We start from the raw sequence: 17,894 nt of genomic DNA on the forward strand, positions 1-17,894 counted from the left end.
TCAGCCGCGCCTTGGCTCGCGCCAGCGGCTTGTTAGAGTAGTGGGTGGGCGACGATTTGCGAACTTTTTATCGAATGTTCACGCCGAACCCCGGAATCGTGCGCCGCGCCCTGTCTAGGATCGCATGACGTGCGTCGTCGAGCTCGCGGTCCGCGCCGTTATAGAACTGGAAAACGTCGCAGGTCGGATCGCTGCACTGACACGGCACGATCGAGCCATCCTTCAGTCGCCGGTTGAAGAGTCGCCGCAGATCGTCGAGGTCACGGACAATTCCGGTGAGCTCCTTCTGCGCCTTCGGATTCTGAATATGCAGAATCGACGGCAATCGTCGGATTTCCACGCCGTCGCGCGACTTCCAGATACCCGTATTGAGCGCACCGATCGTGTTTTCGATTGCCTCCCGAAAGTCGGGTAGCCGACATTCTTCGGCGAACGGTGTCCAGAAAGCAGGCCTGTCGAATGGCAAGCCGAGAAGTGAAAGCGCCTCCTCATCGGTCAGGTCGGCGAACTGGTTAGCGAACTTACGTAGCCCTTCGCCGGCATCGGGAAACGGAACACCCTCAACCATCCGCTTCAACAGAAATTCGGCGCGCAGCCGAAGATGCTCCTCAAACTCCGCGCCCGACCAGATGGTGCAATGTTCAGTGCCCAGCGCCTTAGCAGCACCTTTCACCTTGTCGCGGAGTTGCGAGGAGACGGTGCTGCGGCAAACAAAAAGGAACGCGTCGAGCCTCCCCTTCTCGGGGCCGGCCGCGTTCTTCATGTCGTGCTTCGCCTTCGTAATCGTCAGCGTGGCGCGATTCACGCATTGTACTACGGTGCGGCGATCGGGCTCGCCATCAAATGGCTCAATGCCGATTATATCGCGGCCGAGATCGCTGCCGGTCTGCCCGTACCATTCGACGTCACGCCACCCCGCTCTCACGAGATAGGCGAACACCAAGCGTTCGAACTCGTGGCCATCGAAATCCTCGAAATGGATCGGGCGCACCGTAATCATCGGCATCTTGAATCTCGGTGGCTTCATGCGGGGTCCTGCAACACCGCCGATCTGTGCTGCGACCGTCCGTTTAATTGCCACCGCCGCCACCTCGAAACTAGCTTGTTATATGCTGTTCTTATGGTTGACGTAACGTGTTGGCTACGCCCGATTTTGGTTCGTTAGCCGCTGTTCGCGCCGGTCGGCTCTGTGGTCGGCAACGCGCCCCATTCCAGACGCTTAGCCTCATACGTCAAACGCCCAAAGGGGTCGGTTGAATTGCTGCACTGGTGGTGAGCAGTTGCCGATCCGGCGGCAGGGTTCCGCGTGTTTGAACAGACATTTCGCGATAACGAAGAACGGCTCGGCGGCGGCGCTACCGAATAACGAGCCCCCGAGAGGTGCGATCAGCGCACTGGTCGATCGCCCCTCCTCGTCAAGTCGATTACGCTTGGCGTCGGACGAACTCGGCCTCGGCGATAGCGCGGACCTTGGTATCGGAGTCGGTGCGCAATGGCTCCAGCGCCATATCGTCGCATGCGTCCGCCGCCAGCATGAGCTTCAGCAGTTCGGAGCGATAGTCGCTATGTATTCTCGTTCCCGCTATCCGCCCTTCGCGGGACAGCTTCTTGTCGAAGGCCGCGAGCGCGAGATCGACATCAAACGTACCGTCGCGCTCTATCCAGCGAACGCCGAGTTTCGCCGCCGCCTCGACTACACGTGGGTCGTCGTCCTGTAAGGCGCGTTCGATGACCTCGTCCGTATTGTCGGGCAACTCTACCGATGCGGTCGCGAGAGCCTCCAGCAAATGATGGTGGCCATCGGAGATGTCGTCATTGAGCCGCTCGAGGACCAGATCGCGCCATTCTAGTGGTGGCATGTGATGCGCGACGACCTGCGACGCGTAGAAGAGCTCGACGCTGACAGCTTCCTGCAAAAGCCCTTCGCACTCGATCCGTGTCATCGGCAGCACGGCGAGCAGGTTGGCAGCGATCGAAAGCATCCAGGCGGAGCCATGATGGAAAGCGGTCTCGATCTTCGCCCGATCGAAAGGCAGATTGGCGACGGATGCCCAAGTCACCTCGGGCACATCGGGATTTCCAAGGGCGTCTTGCAGACGGTCCTCGCGGTTAGCGTCGAGGCGCTCACGAATCTGCCGGGCTTCGACCGACAATTGTGTCGCGTCGATCGCCGATGCGGCGATCAGGCCGCGAACGGCCTCGGTCACCGCCTCCTGATCGAATGGCTTCGCCCACTTGCCGACATCTGAGGCATCGGCCTCCATCATCCCGGTCAGCTGAACGAGCGCGCTGAACTCCGGGAATCGCCCGTCATGTCGGGGCTCGGCACCGTCGCCTACGCCATCGGCAGCCGCGACGGCCAGACTGTGAAGCGCGCGATTGGCCGCTCGGTCCCAAGCATCGTTCGGCCCGAACAGCGAAATCCCCTGGCCGCGTTTCCGCCCGAACATTATCTCGGACAGATTGCCGCCACCTTCAGCGAGTATCGCCTTTACCAAACTGGTGAATCCCCAGGTCGTGAAGGGACGATCAGACAATATGGTGTCGGCAAAGGCTTGCCTTTCATTGGCCGGCTTCGCTCGAAGCGCCGCCAACGCGATTTGCTGGATGAGCTCGACATCATCACCCATAGGAGCGGGCCGAATGCCGGCGCGACGCGTCGGTTCGGCGCCGACGATCATCGGTACGAACGCTCTAAGCTGTTCGTCGAGGCGAGCGGTGTCGTAATAATCCGCGCCCGCAGCGACAGCAGTTGCCCAAGCGACGAGTCGCACATCCGCATTCGGGTCATCGAGTTTGGCCTGTGCGACCGGACCGACAATCCGACGGCGGCGCCCCCCGAGTTCGGCAAGTTTCAGGCCGACCACAAAGCGATCGTCGGCGGTGGAAGCGGCGATGTCGAAAGCGATGACGGCAAGTTCGCGAACCTTCTCGTCATCGACTTTGGCGTCGCGGTCGCCGGCTAGCGCGAGAGCGCGTTCGAGTTGCCCGGGCGCGCCCGCCGTCCGTCGACCGACGAACAGCTGCGCCAGATCATTGCCCAGCCCCAGTGCCCCAGCGAAGGCGACGATTTCGCCCAGTGCCGGGGTGTCGACAATGCGCTCCATCTCGGCATGCCGGGTTTCGGTCATATCGATAAGGAAGCGGGCCGCCGCGAACTCGCCGAATGTCTTGTGGACGAAAGTCACCAAACGGGTGCCGGCATGGTGTACCCGCTCGACGATCCCGGCGCGCTCCCAATGTTCAAAGCCTCGTTCGAACAGGGCGGCGACGGCTAGCGGTGGCTTAGCGAGGTCCTTGGCGAGTTGCTGTTGACCGCGCGCAGCGAGCTTATCCCAGGTCAGCAACGGGTCGGCGGTCAGGTGCCACCCGATGATGTCGAGTATCCGCTTGGCCTCTGCACTGCTGAGCGCTTCGGCGGGCGTTGTGGTGTCGCGTTCCTCGAACAGCGCGACCATCGCTTCGTACATTGCCGGGCGCGTGGCCGGCAGCCTCTCGTTGCGGGCAATGAGGGTCGCCGACATGCCCAGCAACAACGGGCTGCGCGCGATCGCTTCCTTGGCCGCCGTTTTCGCAAGCTCGCGATCCGCGATGGTGCGGCTGTCACGATCGTCAACGCGCCGGCCGCGGGTGGCAGCGATGAGGCGGCCAAGATTTTCGCCGCCCATCTTCTCGTCCGGGCCTTCGAGGCGGTAATGGCGCCACTCCGCAAGGCGCCCGGTCTCATATCCGATTGGCCTAGTCGTAACGATGATCGTCGCCTCGGGATGTCCGGCGGCATAACCGACAAGGCCATTGGCAATTTCGTCGTGGAGCTTCCCGGCCTCGTCGAGAGCGTCGGCAATGATCACCATGCGCGATCTGGCGTTGCGAAGCTCGGCACCATCGACGGCCGAACCGCTGAGGCCGTGAAGCTCAATGGCGGCCTCGATCGACAGGCCGTTTTCGATGGCGGCAGCGAGGCGCTTTAGCGGGACGATGAGCGCTGGGATGCCGTCCACTGCATATTCCCAAGCGATCCTGCTCGCCAGCGTGGTCTTGCCGAGACCGGGACCAGCCACAACGACACTTAGGCGATGGAAGCGGCCGGCCCACTCGCCATTGATGAGTGTGTCACCGATCGAAAAGGACGCGCCGGAGTGATATCGCTCGAGCGCCGCTGACGCGTCGACCGCTTCAGGGGCCTCGCGCGTCGTGATTCTCAGGCGAGGCGGGAGCATGTCGCGGATCGGCAGGCTATTGCGCGCTCCTGGCAGCGTGAAGGTCGCCTGTGCTTCCTCCGACCATCGCGCAAGCTTGGCGACGATGCCGGCGGGCGTCGCGTTCTCGCGGAGCGTGATACCGTAGGACTGCAGGAAGCCGACCAGTGTCGGTATCGACCATCGACCACGCAGGCGCATGGCGGCAATCGCATCGCGACAGATGAAGGCGTATGCGGCTTCCGCCTGATCGAGTTGGGCGCAAATCGCGCGAAGCCCCTCGATGGCGATACGGCGATCGGCATTCTGCCCTTGGAGCAGATCAAGCGTCTGGATACGGATTCTCGCGCACGTTTTCGGATCGCGCTTCGCCTCTTTCAGCCGCCGCAACAGCTCTTCGCCAATGTCGTCGAGCGAATCGTGCGTCCCCTGACCGATCTTCACGATGTCTGCGGCCAGCTTGTTGCGGATCGATCCGCTGCTGTCGGGCGTCACGGCTAGCACGCCGTACTGGATCACACCCTTCTCGATGCCGAGCGCCAAGGCATCGAGCGCCTCCCAAAGGTCCTTGCCCCGCTGCAGGTTCTTCTTCGACTGAACCTCGACCTTCTCGCCGTTGATCAGGTCGAGGCCGATATCGTCGCCCGGTCCACCGGTTTCGGCGGTGATGGCGACGGGCACATCCTCGGCCACCCCATCAAGCCAGCCGATTTTCGTTCCGCGCATCATGTTCACGGCGGCCAAGACCATGGCCATCGCGTGAACTTCGGTGCCACCGGCATTGCCGGTCCCACCACCGTTGCGGTCGGGCAAGGCATTTGGGTCGGCGGCGGGAGAGTTTTGCGTCAAGTCGGTCATCGTCTGGTTAGGTTGGTTTCGAGTAGAAACCAACTCTTGCCAGACGGGGTTTCAAGCGTGCAATATTTCCGTGATGTCGCATGTTTCGATCGGGCGGATCGGGCGGCGAGCATCCCCGCGTCCGCCTCGACGCCCTTGAATAACTCGTTCTTTAGCCCCTGGCGCGTATTCCATCCGCCAATTGAGCGTTGCCACGCAAGCCGTTGATGTCCGCTGTCGCGGGTCAGCCGATCAGAAGCTGTCTGGCCGCAGACGGCCCATTATCAGCCGCGCCAAACCGAGATTTTCCAATAATCTGAGTGCCCAGCTTTGTCCTCTGTGGGGCACCATCCTTTTTATAGCACATCCACAAGGGAAGCGGCGGCAGCCAAGGCGGAAGAGCCTTTCGGCTGGGTTCTCGCGTGGGTCCTGTTTGGGGCGCCTTTGACAGGCACAGTTGAAGCCAACACGATATCGGCCGACTTTAGTAGCGGCACATCGTACACAGCAGGCATTATTCAAGCTGGCTTAGGCCCTGATGGGCACCGACCGCATGAAAGTGGCTTACGCACAACCCTCGAAAACGGCTATCATGCCGCTTCTCGCGGCGGCATGATAGCGGAGGCACCCTTAGAAAGCGTAGCGGAGCGTGGCCTTCACGTCGGCCGGGCGGCCATAGGCCAATTGATTATAGAAGCCGATCTGCGAGTAATATTTTTTGTCAAAAATGTTGTCGGCATTGACCTGCACGGACAACTTGTCCGTCACCGGATACCGCGCCATGAGATTGACGAGTGCGTAGCTGTTGATCCTCAATCGCTCGGCATTGCCGGTGACGGGATTGGTCGTATCGGTGTAACTCGAACCCTCCCAATTGACGCCCCCGCCGATCGTGAGGCCCTTCAAGCTGCCATCTCGCAACTCATAGGTAGTGAAAAGGCGCAACAGGCGATCGGGATAGTTGCTGTTGACCCTTTCATCGTTTTGGTCGCGTACCTTGAATTGGGTATAGTTTACACTGATAGCCCAGCCCGTTTTGATCTCGCCATTGGCTTCGGCCTCAAAACCGGTGCTCCGCGCGCCTTTCGCAGCATAATAGGCTTGGTTGATCGTGCCGGGTATCAGATAGCCGGGATCGATCTGCGCCAGATTGTCCTGCTCCACCCGGAATACCGACAAGGCGGTCTTTAACCGTCCGCCGAAGAAGCTGCTCTTCAGGCCGGCTTCGTAATTGACCCCGGTGACCGCCGGAAGATAGCCGCCATTGCGGTCCTGCGCATCCTGCGGCTGGAATATCTTAGTGTAACTGACATAGACGGTATGATTGGGCGTCAAGTCGTAGAGGATGCCGCCATAGGGGATGAATTCGTTCCGGTTGCCGTAGTCGGCGACCGTACCGTAGGAAACACCCTTCCGCTCCCATGAGGCCAGGCGCGCGCCTAGAATGACCTTGAGCGAGTCGGCGAGCGACAAGCGGGTCGCCGCGAAATAGCCCCACTGCTTGGTGCTGACATCGACCACTTGCGAGCGTACGCCCCACATCGGCTCGGGATAGGAGCCGTCCCATACGTTGAAGTCGCCCGCCGCCGCTATGTTACTGCTATCGTATCCAAAGAAATCCAGGTTCTGCTTGGCGTAGCTCGCGCCGGCGATCACGTTATGACGGCGCCCGAACAGTTCGAACGTGCCGTTCAAGCGGGCGGTCAAGTCCAGTTGCGACAATCGGCTGTCATATCTTGCCGGGATCGGCACGAGGCCAAGACCGGTGGTGCGATCCGGTTGGCCATACAGGTAGAGGAGCCGCATATCGCCGCTGTTCTTGCTGTAGTTCCCATAGAGGCGGAGCGTCCAGTCGCGCCCGAAATCATGCTCGAGGTTCACGAAGGCAGTACGTTGCTTCGAATCCCAACGCGTCCAGTCGGCACCGATGGTCTTCGACCGCGACCAGTCGGTCCGGCTGCCGTCCGCATACCATGTCGGGAGCCCGCCCCACAGCGTCGCGCGCGGGCTGTTATCCTGGTAGCTGGCGCCCGCACTGAGCCGTGTCGATGGCGAAAGGTCCGCGTCCACGACTCCGTAGAGCACGACCTTCCGGTTGCCGAGCAGATCGACGTAGGAGTCGGAATCCTGAAACCGGGCAACGCCGCGCACGCGAACGCTGCCGTCGCGAGTTACCGGACTGCTGACATCGGCCTGCACGAGGTAATCGTTCCAGCGCCCGGCCGATGCCATGAACGATCCCGTCAGATGGTCGCTGGTGGCGTGCTTACGAATGAGATTGATCGAGGCGGACGGATTTCCGGCGCCGGTCAAAAGTCCGGTGGCGCCTCGCACGATCTCGATGCGATCGTAAATGGACAGGTCCAGTTCGGACTCGCCGGCGCTGTAAGCCGCCATGTACTGGAGCGGCATCCCGTCGATCTGGTAATTGTCGATATCGAAACCGCGTGCCGCAAAGACGTTGCGCGAACTGTCGAACGCCTTGGCTGAGATGCCGGCGGCATTGTTGGCGACATCGGTCAGGCTGCGGAGCTGTTGGTCGTCGAGCCGTTGGGACGTCACCACCGTCACGGACTGTGGCGTCTCCTGGATGGTGAGGCCGAGCCCGGTAGCAGAATCAAGACGGTCGTTGGTAGTGTAGCGCCCGATAACGGTAATATCGTCGCGCTCCTTCGACTGATCGTCGCTGGCCGCACGGCTTTCTTGCTCACCGCGCTTTGCAGGTACGGACTGCGCTGACTGTGCCACCGCGATCGAAGGAAATGCAACGCTCGCCAGCAGAGAGCCCAATATAAACCGGCACCACATAACCGGCGCATGCGCACCAAAATCCATCTCATTCCCCTTGATACCAGTTCGCATTAGCAAGGGGAATTTTTGAGTTCAACTTTGGTATGCCTCCGCCTCGAAATTTCTATTTTACCATCCTAACGAGAACGCCCGGCCGTCTCGCTGATGGTTCCCAGTCGAGACGGAGGTCGAGACGGAGCAGGGCGTCTCGGGGGCAGCTGGTCCTGCAAGCGCACCATCCTGGCATTCATCTGGCTCGTTGCGCTCCCCTAAACCCGCCGTTCATTCATCTGCGCCGGCAAGCCTTCGATAGGCGAGGTTTGGGACGAAACGGTCGTTCCTGACTGATCTTTTGAAAGGCGCGCTTATTGAGCGGCCGCCATATGGCCTTTGCAGACCGGCATCGCTGGACGACAAAAGTTGGGACCTCAAAGAACCAGAAAACGTCCGCTCAGATCGGGCTAAAAGCAGGATGGATCATAATGGCAACGGGCCTATCGACGGCCAGGGGGCGGGATAAACACCCGCGACAATCGTCGCCAACCGACTTCACGACGGCGCGATGAAGCAGGACGAGGCTTCCAAGGTCGACAGGGAACGCGGCAGGAGCGAGGTTTCGATCGCGGACGGGACCTGGATCGTCACCATGCTCATTCCGTCGACATCGTGGCAGCGTTGATTCCGCGCGACCGCGACGGCGTTTTCGGCGACCGAGATTCCCCGGTCGCGCGCGAGTTTCACGGCGAATATCTGCGTTGCCTGCGCGGTTTCGCACCCAGGGGCGCCAAGAGCGTAACATCGCGCCGTCTCGGAGGCGACCTGCTGAAGTGCCTGCTGACTCCATTCGAGCCGCGCCCCTTCGATCAACAGGAAGACGAACGCCAACAACACCGGCACGATCAGCGCGAATTCCACGGCGCTCGCGCCCCGACGATCATGGGAAATATCGCCCCGCGTCGTCATTGCAGTCTCACGGTCGTGACGTTCGACATGGTCGATCCGTCGAGCCACGGATTCTTGACGACCGAACGGTATCGCGACGTCGCGCCGACCGAGACGTAAAAGCCCGAGGTGGCGCCGCTGGCGCATGGCGCACCGCAGGTAGAGGTCGGCAGATAGCTGATGGGCGGGCCGTCCGACACGCAGGCGCAGACCCGGCTGGCTGCCGGCGCGGAACAGTCCTGTGCCCCGCCATTGCATGTGACGCTCACCACGACGCCATCGGCGGGAAGGCCGCTGGCCGCCGTGACATAGGAGGATATCTTGCCGACATCCAGATTACTGGCATTGCGCATGTTATAGGTCAGCATCGACGCCTGCCCCACCGCGCCGCTCAGCTTCGCGTTCGTCAGCAGGTACAGGCCGAAATCAAGCGCCGGGACCAGCGCGCCGAAGATCAGAAGCGACCAGAGCGCAAACTCGATCGCCGCGACTCCCCGGCGATCCGCAGAGAGGAATGCGAAGGAAAACCGCCTCATCGGATGAGCCCCACGCTGGTGTTGGTGGCCCCGCCGCCCATGCTGCCACAGGCGGTCGCCGCCGCCGGCCCACCCGACAAAGTCACCGTCCTGGCCACGAGCGAGAAGCAACCGCCCCCCACCGTCGCGCCGCCCTTCATCTGGAAATCCGAATTGGGGGCATAGACGATGCCCGAATAGACATCCTGCGTCCCCCCTCCCAGCGAGGTGACCGCACTGGATCGCGTGGCGAACAGGATATCCGCGATCCCGCGGGACGACGTGCTTGAGGGCGCGCTGAGATTGATGGACGTGCCCCCCGACGCCACCAGCGTACCCGCCAGGATGAAGGAGACGTCGCTTCCCGACATGGTCCCTCCCGTATTGTTGGTGAAGCCGCCATTGATCGTGTAGATTCCCGATCCGAACGTCGAACTGCCGTTCAGGTCGAGATCGCCGTTGATGAAGTGGTTGGCCGTCGCACCGAAGACGATGTTGCTGCCGCCCGCCGTCTTGATCCCCCCGCTGACGCTGAACGCGCCGTCAGAGAAGCGGGCGGCGCTTCCCCCCGAGAGATTGATGGAGCGGCCCGAACCGTCCCTGCCGATCGCATAATCCCCCGCCCCGACGGTGAAGCGACTGTCGCCGCCATCGACGAGTATGGCGCCATTGACGTCCATGTCGCCCGCCCCGACCGTGGCGGTCGATCCCCCGCCGATCGTGATCTGACCGAAATAATGGCGGCCTGCCCCGATCACCATCACCGCTCCGCCGCTCAGGCTGATCGGCGCATTGATGGTGACTGGACCGTCCGGCAGGAGCAGGCCACCACCCCCGCCGATGGTCACGCTGCTGCTGACCGTCACGACGGATGGCCCGAGAATCCGCAGTTTCAGCGAGCCGGTGTTCAGATTGGCGATATGATATTCGCCCGCTGGGAAGGTCCACACACTGTCGGAAAGCGTGCCCACCTTCCCCTGGAAGGTCATGGTGGTCGGATAATAGGACAGGCTCAGATCGTCACCGCCCGGAACGGCGACCGTCTTCGGTGCGGTATAGGATCCCAATTTGGCGAAGGCCGCCGCCAGCGCCGCATTGTCGGCCAGGGGATCGGAGACGCCGTTGGGGGCCCTGATCTGCTTGCCAGTGACGCTGCTGCCGCCCGTGGTTCGGATGCTCGATCCATAGGTGATCGTGTCGGCCTTGATCGTGCTGCCGCCGTTGAGGCCGATATCGGCCGAGGACGAGACCGCCTTGGCGCCGATGGTCGAGCCGCCCGCGATCGAAACCGAGCTTTGCGAGACGACCGCGCAGTCGGGAGCACTGATGGACGTACCTCCGCTCAGCGAAATGCCGTCGGCATTGGCCAGGGCCAGGATGCAGGGCGCGGTCTGCCGGCTCGGCAGCGATGCGATGGAGGTTATCGTGACGCCGTAGCTGGCGTTGCTGGTCAGGACACGCGCGAAATACAGCGGGATCGAGATCGTGATCCGCACCTGCACCGCGTCGCTGACGGTCGCGCTGTAGTTTTTGAGGTGCTGCACCGCCAGTTTTTGCACGGCAATGCCATTGGCACGGGCGATGTCCTGGGCGGTCGTCACCAGCACCGCGTCATGGGGATTTTGCACATACGCATTGGCGGCGGCGAGCGCGGCCGCATCCGCCGGACCTGGATAGGCGATCTTCGCCCGATAGCCCTGGCCCAGTTCGACCGCGAGGGCAGCGCTACCTATCAGACTGACGAGCGCCAGAGCACCAAGGACGCTTACAGATCCGCTATGGCTTCCAAGCATTTACGAAACCAGATTTTTCATAACGGCAAGATGATCCCCTCCATTTTATCATCTATGTTACTTTCCATGATTCTCCATCGGCATTATGGTACCGCTACAGTTAAAAGCATACTAATCAACATCAATCGTTTAACTTACGACACTGGCTTAAGAATTTTGATATTCCTGCCATTGCTTGGTCTGCCATCGCAACATCGTTGATATTTTATCAGGCTAGGGCGGCTCCGGCAGAGGGGATCTGCGACTCCGGAGATAGCGGCCGGAGCCCGGCCAAAAGGCCGGGCACGTCAACGTCGCCTCACTGAGGATGTAACATGCCCGAAGGGTGACGCGGACGGTGCTCGATGCGTCGGGACAGGCGGGATTTGCCATCCGCATCAACGGAGCCCGGCAAGTCTCCGTGCCGCCGTGTGAACCAATCCCCGTTCGCTGCGTAGCGTCGTTGGAGGTATCGATGACGCATCGCCCATTGCCGCGCGCGCCGCTCTATTGGGGTGTCGCGGGCCTGCTGCCTGGTCTTTTGTGCATTGCGCTGGCGTCGAGCGAGGCCGGGTTCATCCTGCCGGTCGCGATGGCGGGCGCTCTTTATGCCGCACTGATTCTGTCCTTCTTGGGCGGACTATGGTGGATGGAGGCACTGTTGCGCAGCGAAGTGCGCCTCTGGCCTTACGGCGTGGCCGTGGTGCCCAGTCTGATCGGGTGGGCGGCATTGCTGGCGACGGTCATTGCGGACGTGCCGGTGTCCGCCGCCCTGCTGATCCTGGGAGCGGCGCTCTTGCTGACGCCGTTGGGCGATACCCGGACCGGGTCGGTGGTGCGGGACATGCCGGGCTGGGGACGCCTGCGGCTGCTCCTGTCCTTCGGACTGGGCGCGATGAGCCTGATCCTGGCCGCGCTCGCCTGGCGTTAAGGGTTGCGCCCGGTCGGAGAAGCCGCCCCCTCTCCTTCGCCATCCCGGCTTTCGTCCTGCCCGCGCGCCTGGGCCTTGCGGCGCTTCAGATTTTCCCGCAGCAACGCCGCCAGCCGTTCCGCGCGTTCGTCTTTTTCCATGAATTGCGCATAATCCCATCGACAAGCGCTTGACAATGTCCGCCCGATCGTCTCTAGGCGCGCTTCCCGCGTCGAGACGCGAGTGCTGCCGTAGCTCAGTGGTAGAGCGCATCCTTGGTAAGGCTGAGGTCGTGAGTTCAATCCTCACCGGCAGCACCATTCTCCCTGACCCGCAAAACGGGTCGGGGCGATCCTCCAGCTTTCTTCCCCCCTTGCAAATCTTGGTTGGGATCGTTTCATCCGCTCGCTAGCTATGGCAGCATGAGATTCCGTTTTTCCTTCGGGGCGCAGGTGTTTGTCGGCATGGCCGTCGGGCTGTTGCTCGGGCTGGTCGCGCGAAGCCAGAACGTCGCCGGGCTGGCGGAGGCGTTGCGCATCATCGGCGAAAGCTTCGTCCAGTTGCTCAAGGTGCTGGTCGTGCCGCTGGTGTTCACCGCGATCGTCGCGTCGATCGCGGCGCTTCGCGATCTGAACAATGCGGCGCGGCTGGTCGCCGCCACCTTTGTCTGGTTCGCGATCACCGCCCTGATCGCGGTGACCATCGGCCTGGCGCTGGGCACGGTATTGCAACCGGGATTGCATGCGGGCGTCGCGCCGGGCAGCGCGGTGCGGCCCGATACGGCGGGCTCTTGGCTCGACTTTCTGCGCGGGCTGATCCCCTCCAACATACTCGGCCTCTCCGCATCGACCAGCGCGGGGGACAACGGGGCGCTGAAGACCGGGCTGTCGTTCAACATCCTTCAGATCATCGTCATGGCGGTCGCGATCGGCGTGGCGGCGGTGCGCGTGGGCGAGAAGGGCGAGGGCTTCCTGTCGTTCAACGCCTCGGCGCTCGCGATCTTCCGGCGAATCCTGTCCTGGGTGATTCGGCTCACCCCGATCGGGTCGGGCGCGCTTCTGGGCAACGCGATCGTGCGTTATGGCTGGCAGTCGCTGTCCGCGCTCGGCAGCTTTGCGCTCGCCATCTATATCGGGCTCGGCCTTGTCCTGTTCGTCGTCTATCCGCTGCTGCTGCTCGCCAATGGCCTGTCGCCCAAGCGCTTCTATGCCGCCGCCTGGCCTGCGATCCAACTGGGCTTCGTGTCGCGTTCCTCGATCGCCACCCTGCCCGTCACCGAGGATGCGGTGGAGCGGCGGCTGGGCGTGCCGCGCGCCTATTCGGCCTTTGCGGTGCCCTTTGCCGCGACGACCAAGATGGATGGGTGCGCCGCCATCTATCCCGCCATCTCGGCGCTGTTCGTCGCCCAATATTATGGCCTGCCGCTGCATGTCGGCGATTATGTGCTGATCGTGCTCGTCTCGGTGCTGGGTTCGGCGGCGACCGCCGGGCTGACCGGTGCGGTCGTCATGCTGACGCTGACCCTGTCGACGCTGGGCCTTCCACTGGAGGGCGCCGGGCTGTTGCTGGCGATCGATCCGATCCTCGACATGGGGCGCACCGCGATCAATGTCGCAGGCCAGGCGCTGGTCCCGACCATCGTCGCGCACCGTGCCGGCCTGATCGAGGACACGCCCTCGGTCGAGCGCTTGCCCGAGGTGCCGCAAACAGGGTAAACATCGGCATGAGCTTGCGCGCGGTGTTCTGGTGGAGTAATACACGCGAGTGGCCGACCGCCGGAACCCTGTGATGCGCCCCGACCCGTTCAATCCCGATCGTACCCCTTTGGACCGCCCCTATGAGCCGGTGGGGGCCCATTATCCGCTTTACGATGCGGAGACCCAAAGCTGGTCCTTCGGCCCCGACGAGGAGGATGCCGGGCCGGAGCCGCGGCGTCGCCCCATTCGCTGGGGCCGGTGGATCGCGCGGGGCGCGGGCGCGGGCATCATCCTGCTGGTGCTGGCGATCATCTGGCTGGCGATCACCGCACCGCTGTCGCGATCGCTCCAGCCGCCGACGCCGCCCTCGATCACGCTGACCGCCGATGACGGCACGCCGATCGCCCGGCGCGGGGCGATCATCGGGGCGCCGGTCGATGCCGCCAAGCTGCCCGCCCATGTGCGCGAGGCGTTCATGGCGATCGAGGACCGGCGTTTCTATTCGCACTGGGGCATCGACCCGCGCGGCATCCTGCGCGCCGCCTGGCACAATGTCGGATCGGGCGGGGTGCGCGAGGGTGGATCGACCATCACCCAACAGCTGGCGAAGAACGCGTTTCTGGACTCCGACCGCACGGCGGGCCGCAAGATCCGCGAGGCGATGATCGCCTTCTGGCTGGAGGCGTGGCTGACCAAGGACGAGATCCTGTCGCGCTATCTGTCCAACGTCTATTTCGGCGACAATGTGTATGGCATTACCGCCGCCTCGAAACATTATTTCGGCCGCACGCCGGACAGGCTGAACATCGGCCAGGCGGCGATGCTGGCGGGCCTAGTCAAGGCGCCCTCCCGCCTTGCCCCCACCACCAACCTGAAAGGCGCGCGGGCGCGGCAGGCGGTCGTCGTCGCGGCGATGGAGGATGCGGGCTTCCTGACCAAGCGTGAAGCCGACGCGGTCCAGCCACAGCGTGTGCTCGCCTCGCGGCCTGAGACGCTGCCCAGCGGCACCTATTTCGCCGACTGGGTGCTGCCCGAGGCCCGCGACCAGGCGGGTGAGATCAAGACCGAGGCGACGGTCCAGACGACGCTCAACCCGCGGCTCCAGCGGATTGCCGAGCGGACGGTGCGCAGCGCCGGGCTCAACCAGGCACAGGTCGCGCTGGTCGCGATGCGCCCCGACGGACGTGTCGTCGCGATGGTCGGCGGCAAGGATTATTCCAAGAGCCCGTTCAATCGCGCCACCCAGGCGCGGCGCCAGCCGGGTTCGGCGTTCAAGCTGTTCGTCTACCTCGCCGCGCTGCGTTCGGGCATGACGCCGGACTCGACGATCGAGGACGAGCCGATCGACATCGCCGGGTGGAAGCCGCGCAACAGCGATGGGCGCTATCTGGGCAAGATCACGTTGCGCCAGGCCTTTGCCCGGTCGTCTAACGTCGCCGCCGCGCGGCTGACCCAGGCGGTGGGCGTGAAGTCGGTGATCAAGGCGGCGCGCGACCTGGGCATCACCACCCCGATAGCCAACGAGGCGACGATCGGCCTGGGCACCTCAACCGTCAGCCTTCTGGAGTTGACCGCCGCCTATGCCGCAGTCGCCAATGAAAGTTACCCGGTCACGCCCCATGGGTTGACCGAGGTGCGCGACAAGGGCTGGTATCAGTCGCTGACCAACCGCAAGACGGGCTTTTCCTCCGCCGTGCATGACGGGATGCTCGACCTGCTGTCCTCCTCAATCAAGACGGGGACGGGGCGGCAGGCGCTGCTGACCGTCGATGCCTATGGCAAGACCGGCACGACGCAGGACTCGCGCGACGCGCTGTTCATGGGTTTCGCGCGCGATCTGGTGGTGGGCGTATGGGTTGGCAATGACGACAACAAGCCCAATCCCGGCCTGTCGGGCGGCGGCGTGCCCGCGCGTATCTGGCGCGCGTTCATGCAGTCCGCGCTCGACATCCCGCCGGTTGCGGCACCGGTGGTCGAGGAACAGGTCGATCCCGACGCCATCACCAATGGCATGGACGAGGAAGTCATGCCGGAGGAAAGCGATCCCGTCGGCGACATCATCCAGGGCATGGGCCTGGATATGCGGATGGGCGACGACGGATCGATCACCGTCGGCCCCGGCCGCCGTCGCCCCGACCGCGCAGGCCCGCCGCCCGAGGATCGCCGCCCGCCCGACGAGCGCGACGAAGAGGAATAACGCACGCTTCCGGGCGGGGGATGTCATCGCGGCTTCGCGCATCCACTCATAGCTCATGCAAAGACGCGATGGCGCGAAGAAATTTGGTTCGCGCAGAGGTGCGGAGGCGCAGAGAAACAATCGACATTCCTCCCCTTGCAAGGGGAGGTGGCAGGCCGAAGGCCTGACGGAGGGGTGTACCCACTCGTTAGGTGAGACCACGCTCACGCCTGGTGACACCCCTCCACCATCCTACGGATGGTCCCCCTCCCCTTGCAGGGGAGGAATTGAGAGCAGATCACTATCATGCTCTTTGCGTCCTCCGCGCCTCTGCGAACCAAAACCATGAGACGTAAGGGCTTGCCCTGTCCCCCCCTTCGCCGTTAAACGCGCGGCCATTCGCAAGGACCCGGTGCAATTCCGGGTGGCTATTCCGGCCGCCGATCCGCCGGACAACAGAATGCATGGCCCTGCCCCGCTCCCGTTCCGAGAGAGCGAGCGTCATGCGCGATATTCTGGTATTTTCATGACTGCTCAAACCTATCGAACCCAATGGTTCGCCAGCCTGGGCGAAGCGCGTCGCGACGTGCTCGCCGGGCTCGTCGTAGCGCTGGCCCTGATTCCCGAGGCGATCGGCTTTTCGATCATCTCCGGCGTCGATCCGCGCGTCGGGCTCTATGCCTCGGTCGCGATCGCGATCGTCATCTCCTTCCTTGGCGGGCGGCCCGCGATGATCTCCGCCGCGACCGCCGCCGTCGCGGTCGTGGTCACGCCGCTGGTCCGCGACCACGGCGTCGACTATCTGTTCGCCGCGACCATCCTGATGGGGCTGATCCAGATCGTCGCAGGGATATTGCGCCTCGACCTGATGATGCAGTTCGTCTCGCGCTCGGTCATCACCGGCTTCGTCAACGCACTCGCCATCCTGATCTTCATGGCGCAGCTGCCGCAACTGACCGGCGTGACCTGGCACAGCTATGCGATGGTCGCGGGCGGACTCGCCATCATCTACCTCTTGCCGCGCGTGACCAAGGCGGTCCCCTCGCCGCTGGTCGCGATCCTGGTGCTGGCCGGGATCAGCATCGCCATGGGCATGCCCGTCCGGACGGTCGGCGACATGGGCCGCCTGCCCGAAGGCTTGCCCAGCCTCGCCCTCCCCAACGTGCCGCTGACCTTCGAGACGTTGCGGATTATCCTGCCCTATTCGCTGACCATGGCCGCGGTCGGCCTGCTCGAATCGTTGCTGACCGCGCAGATCGTCGACGACATGACCGACACCGACAGCGACAAACGCCGCGAATGCATGGGACAGGGCGGCGCCAATATCGCCGCCGCGCTGGTCGGGGGCATGGGCGGTTGCGCGATGATCGGCCAGTCGGTCATCAATGTCAGTTCAGGGGGGCGCAAGCGGCTGTCGACCCTGACGGCCGGCGTGGTGCTGTTGATCCTGCTCGCCGGGCTGGGGCCGATCGTCGGGCGCATCCCGATGCCCGCGCTGGTCGCCGTCATGATCATGGTGTCGATCGGGACGTTCAGCTGGAACTCGATCGCCAATCTGCGCCGCCATCCACCGACATCGTCGGTCGTCATGCTGGTGACGGTTGCGGTCGTGGTCGCGACCCGCGACCTGGCGCAGGGGGTGCTGGCGGGGGTGCTGCTGTCGGGCATCTTCTTCGCAGGCAAGGTCCGCCGCCTGTTCGCGGTCGAGCGGACCGAGGAGAATGCGGCGATACGCTACCGGGTGACGGGGCAGATATTCTTCGCCTCTGTCGACCGCTTCACCCGCGCCTTCCTTCCCGAACAGGGGCGGCCGGTGCTGATCGACGTATCCGCAGCGCATTTCTGGGACATTTCGGGTGTCGGCGCGCTCGACAAGATCGTGGCGCGGTTGCGCCGCGACGGCTCGCTGGTCGAAGTGATCGGCTATAACCAGGCGAGCGCCGATCTGATCGACCGCTTCGCCCTGCACGACAAGACCGGGGTGGAACTGGGCATGGCGCCGCACTGATCGGGACGGCGAACCGCCGATCCCATCGAATAGGGAGGTGGTGTTGAC

General features: G+C 63.3%; 11 protein-coding genes, 1 tRNA gene and 1 other annotated feature. Of the genes, 5 read left to right on the forward strand and 7 right to left on the reverse strand.

Going from position 1 to position 17,894, the window contains the following annotated elements; all coding sequences use genetic code 11:
- Positions 1 to 67 precede the first annotated feature (67 nt).
- The 6 genes from ACWPWT_RS03290 to ACWPWT_RS03315 all read right to left on the reverse strand — a co-directional run bounded on the left by ACWPWT_RS03290 (position 68) and on the right by ACWPWT_RS03315 (position 11,076).
- Positions 68 to 1,090: a restriction endonuclease gene (locus ACWPWT_RS03290; protein ID WP_454278549.1), complete on the reverse strand. Its 1,023-nt coding sequence runs from the start codon at positions 1,088 to 1,090 to the stop codon at positions 68 to 70.
- A 334-nt stretch (positions 1,091 to 1,424) separates the two neighbouring features.
- A complete protein-coding gene (locus ACWPWT_RS03295; RefSeq protein WP_454278550.1) occupies positions 1,425 to 5,057 on the reverse strand; it encodes an NACHT domain-containing protein in 3,633 nt (1,210 codons plus the stop codon).
- Between the two features lie 609 nt (positions 5,058 to 5,666).
- The gene (locus ACWPWT_RS03300; protein ID WP_454278551.1) at positions 5,667 to 7,871 is read right to left on the reverse strand and encodes a TonB-dependent siderophore receptor; all 2,205 of its coding nucleotides are present in this window, start codon (positions 7,869 to 7,871) and stop codon (positions 5,667 to 5,669) included.
- Positions 7,872 to 8,375: 504 nt separating this feature from the next.
- Positions 8,376 to 8,789, reverse strand: a complete 414-nt coding sequence (locus tag ACWPWT_RS03305) for a TadE/TadG family type IV pilus assembly protein (protein ID WP_454278553.1) — start codon at positions 8,787 to 8,789, stop codon at positions 8,376 to 8,378.
- Positions 8,786 to 9,304, reverse strand: coding sequence for a TadE/TadG family type IV pilus assembly protein (locus ACWPWT_RS03310; protein ID WP_454278554.1), 519 nt, complete (start codon positions 9,302 to 9,304; stop codon positions 8,786 to 8,788). The genes ACWPWT_RS03305 and ACWPWT_RS03310 overlap by 4 nt, the downstream gene beginning before the upstream one ends.
- A complete protein-coding gene (locus tag ACWPWT_RS03315) occupies positions 9,301 to 11,076 on the reverse strand; it encodes a hypothetical protein (protein ID WP_454278555.1) in 1,776 nt (591 codons plus the stop codon). Before ACWPWT_RS03315 ends, ACWPWT_RS03310 begins: the two co-directional genes overlap by 4 nt.
- A 454-nt stretch (positions 11,077 to 11,530) precedes the next feature.
- Between ACWPWT_RS03315 and ACWPWT_RS03320 the strand changes: the two genes are divergently transcribed.
- Positions 11,531 to 11,986, forward strand: coding sequence for a DUF3429 domain-containing protein (locus ACWPWT_RS03320; RefSeq protein WP_454278557.1), 456 nt, complete (start codon positions 11,531 to 11,533; stop codon positions 11,984 to 11,986).
- On the opposite strand, the gene ACWPWT_RS03325 is transcribed toward ACWPWT_RS03320, so the two are convergent.
- The gene (locus ACWPWT_RS03325; RefSeq protein WP_454278558.1) at positions 11,983 to 12,126 is read right to left on the reverse strand and encodes a hypothetical protein; all 144 of its coding nucleotides are present in this window, start codon (positions 12,124 to 12,126) and stop codon (positions 11,983 to 11,985) included. The two genes, ACWPWT_RS03320 and ACWPWT_RS03325, sit on opposite strands and share 4 nt — an antisense overlap.
- 84 nt (positions 12,127 to 12,210) lie before the next feature.
- On the opposite strand from ACWPWT_RS03325, the gene ACWPWT_RS03330 reads away from it, so the two are divergent.
- The 4 genes from ACWPWT_RS03330 (at position 12,211) to ACWPWT_RS03345 (ending at position 17,846) form a co-directional block, all read left to right on the forward strand.
- Positions 12,211 to 12,285: transfer RNA gene (locus tag ACWPWT_RS03330), tRNA-Thr, on the forward strand.
- A 102-nt stretch (positions 12,286 to 12,387) separates the two neighbouring features.
- Positions 12,388 to 13,680 carry a dicarboxylate/amino acid:cation symporter gene (locus ACWPWT_RS03335; RefSeq protein WP_454278560.1) on the forward strand — a complete coding sequence of 431 codons (1,293 nt, stop codon included), beginning with the start codon at positions 12,388 to 12,390 and terminating at the stop codon, positions 13,678 to 13,680.
- 73 nt (positions 13,681 to 13,753) lie between these two features.
- Positions 13,754 to 15,859 carry a transglycosylase domain-containing protein gene (locus tag ACWPWT_RS03340; protein WP_454278562.1) on the forward strand — a complete coding sequence of 702 codons (2,106 nt, stop codon included), beginning with the start codon at positions 13,754 to 13,756 and terminating at the stop codon, positions 15,857 to 15,859.
- 381 nt (positions 15,860 to 16,240) lie between these two features.
- Positions 16,241 to 16,296, forward strand: a sequence feature (sul1 is cis-regulatory element that is thought to sense ions involved in sulfur or methionine metabolism; They are found in Alphaproteobacteria).
- 68 nt (positions 16,297 to 16,364) lie between these two features.
- The gene (locus ACWPWT_RS03345; RefSeq protein WP_454278564.1) at positions 16,365 to 17,846 is read left to right on the forward strand and encodes a SulP family inorganic anion transporter; all 1,482 of its coding nucleotides are present in this window, start codon (positions 16,365 to 16,367) and stop codon (positions 17,844 to 17,846) included.
- The last annotated feature ends 48 nt before the right edge of the window (positions 17,847 to 17,894 follow it).

The organism is Sphingomonas sp. Marseille-Q8236 (genome assembly GCF_965112005.1).

Excerpts from the sequence above, each read along its gene's own strand:
- ACWPWT_RS03295 (WP_454278550.1), bottom strand. The coding sequence starts at position 5,057 with ATGACCGACTTGACGCAAAACTCTCCCGCCGCCGACCCAAATGCCTTG.
- ACWPWT_RS03300 (WP_454278551.1), bottom strand. The coding sequence starts at position 7,871 with ATGGATTTTGGTGCGCATGCGCCGGTTATGTGGTGCCGGTTTATATTG.
- ACWPWT_RS03305 (WP_454278553.1), bottom strand. The coding sequence starts at position 8,789 with ATGACGACGCGGGGCGATATTTCCCATGATCGTCGGGGCGCGAGCGCC.
- ACWPWT_RS03310 (WP_454278554.1), bottom strand. The coding sequence starts at position 9,304 with ATGAGGCGGTTTTCCTTCGCATTCCTCTCTGCGGATCGCCGGGGAGTC.
- ACWPWT_RS03315 (WP_454278555.1), bottom strand. The coding sequence starts at position 11,076 with ATGCTTGGAAGCCATAGCGGATCTGTAAGCGTCCTTGGTGCTCTGGCG.
- ACWPWT_RS03320 (WP_454278557.1), top strand. The coding sequence starts at position 11,531 with ATGACGCATCGCCCATTGCCGCGCGCGCCGCTCTATTGGGGTGTCGCG.
- ACWPWT_RS03325 (WP_454278558.1), bottom strand. The coding sequence starts at position 12,126 with ATGGAAAAAGACGAACGCGCGGAACGGCTGGCGGCGTTGCTGCGGGAA.
- ACWPWT_RS03335 (WP_454278560.1), top strand. The coding sequence starts at position 12,388 with ATGAGATTCCGTTTTTCCTTCGGGGCGCAGGTGTTTGTCGGCATGGCC.
- ACWPWT_RS03340 (WP_454278562.1), top strand. The coding sequence starts at position 13,754 with ATGCGCCCCGACCCGTTCAATCCCGATCGTACCCCTTTGGACCGCCCC.
- ACWPWT_RS03345 (WP_454278564.1), top strand. The coding sequence starts at position 16,365 with ATGACTGCTCAAACCTATCGAACCCAATGGTTCGCCAGCCTGGGCGAA.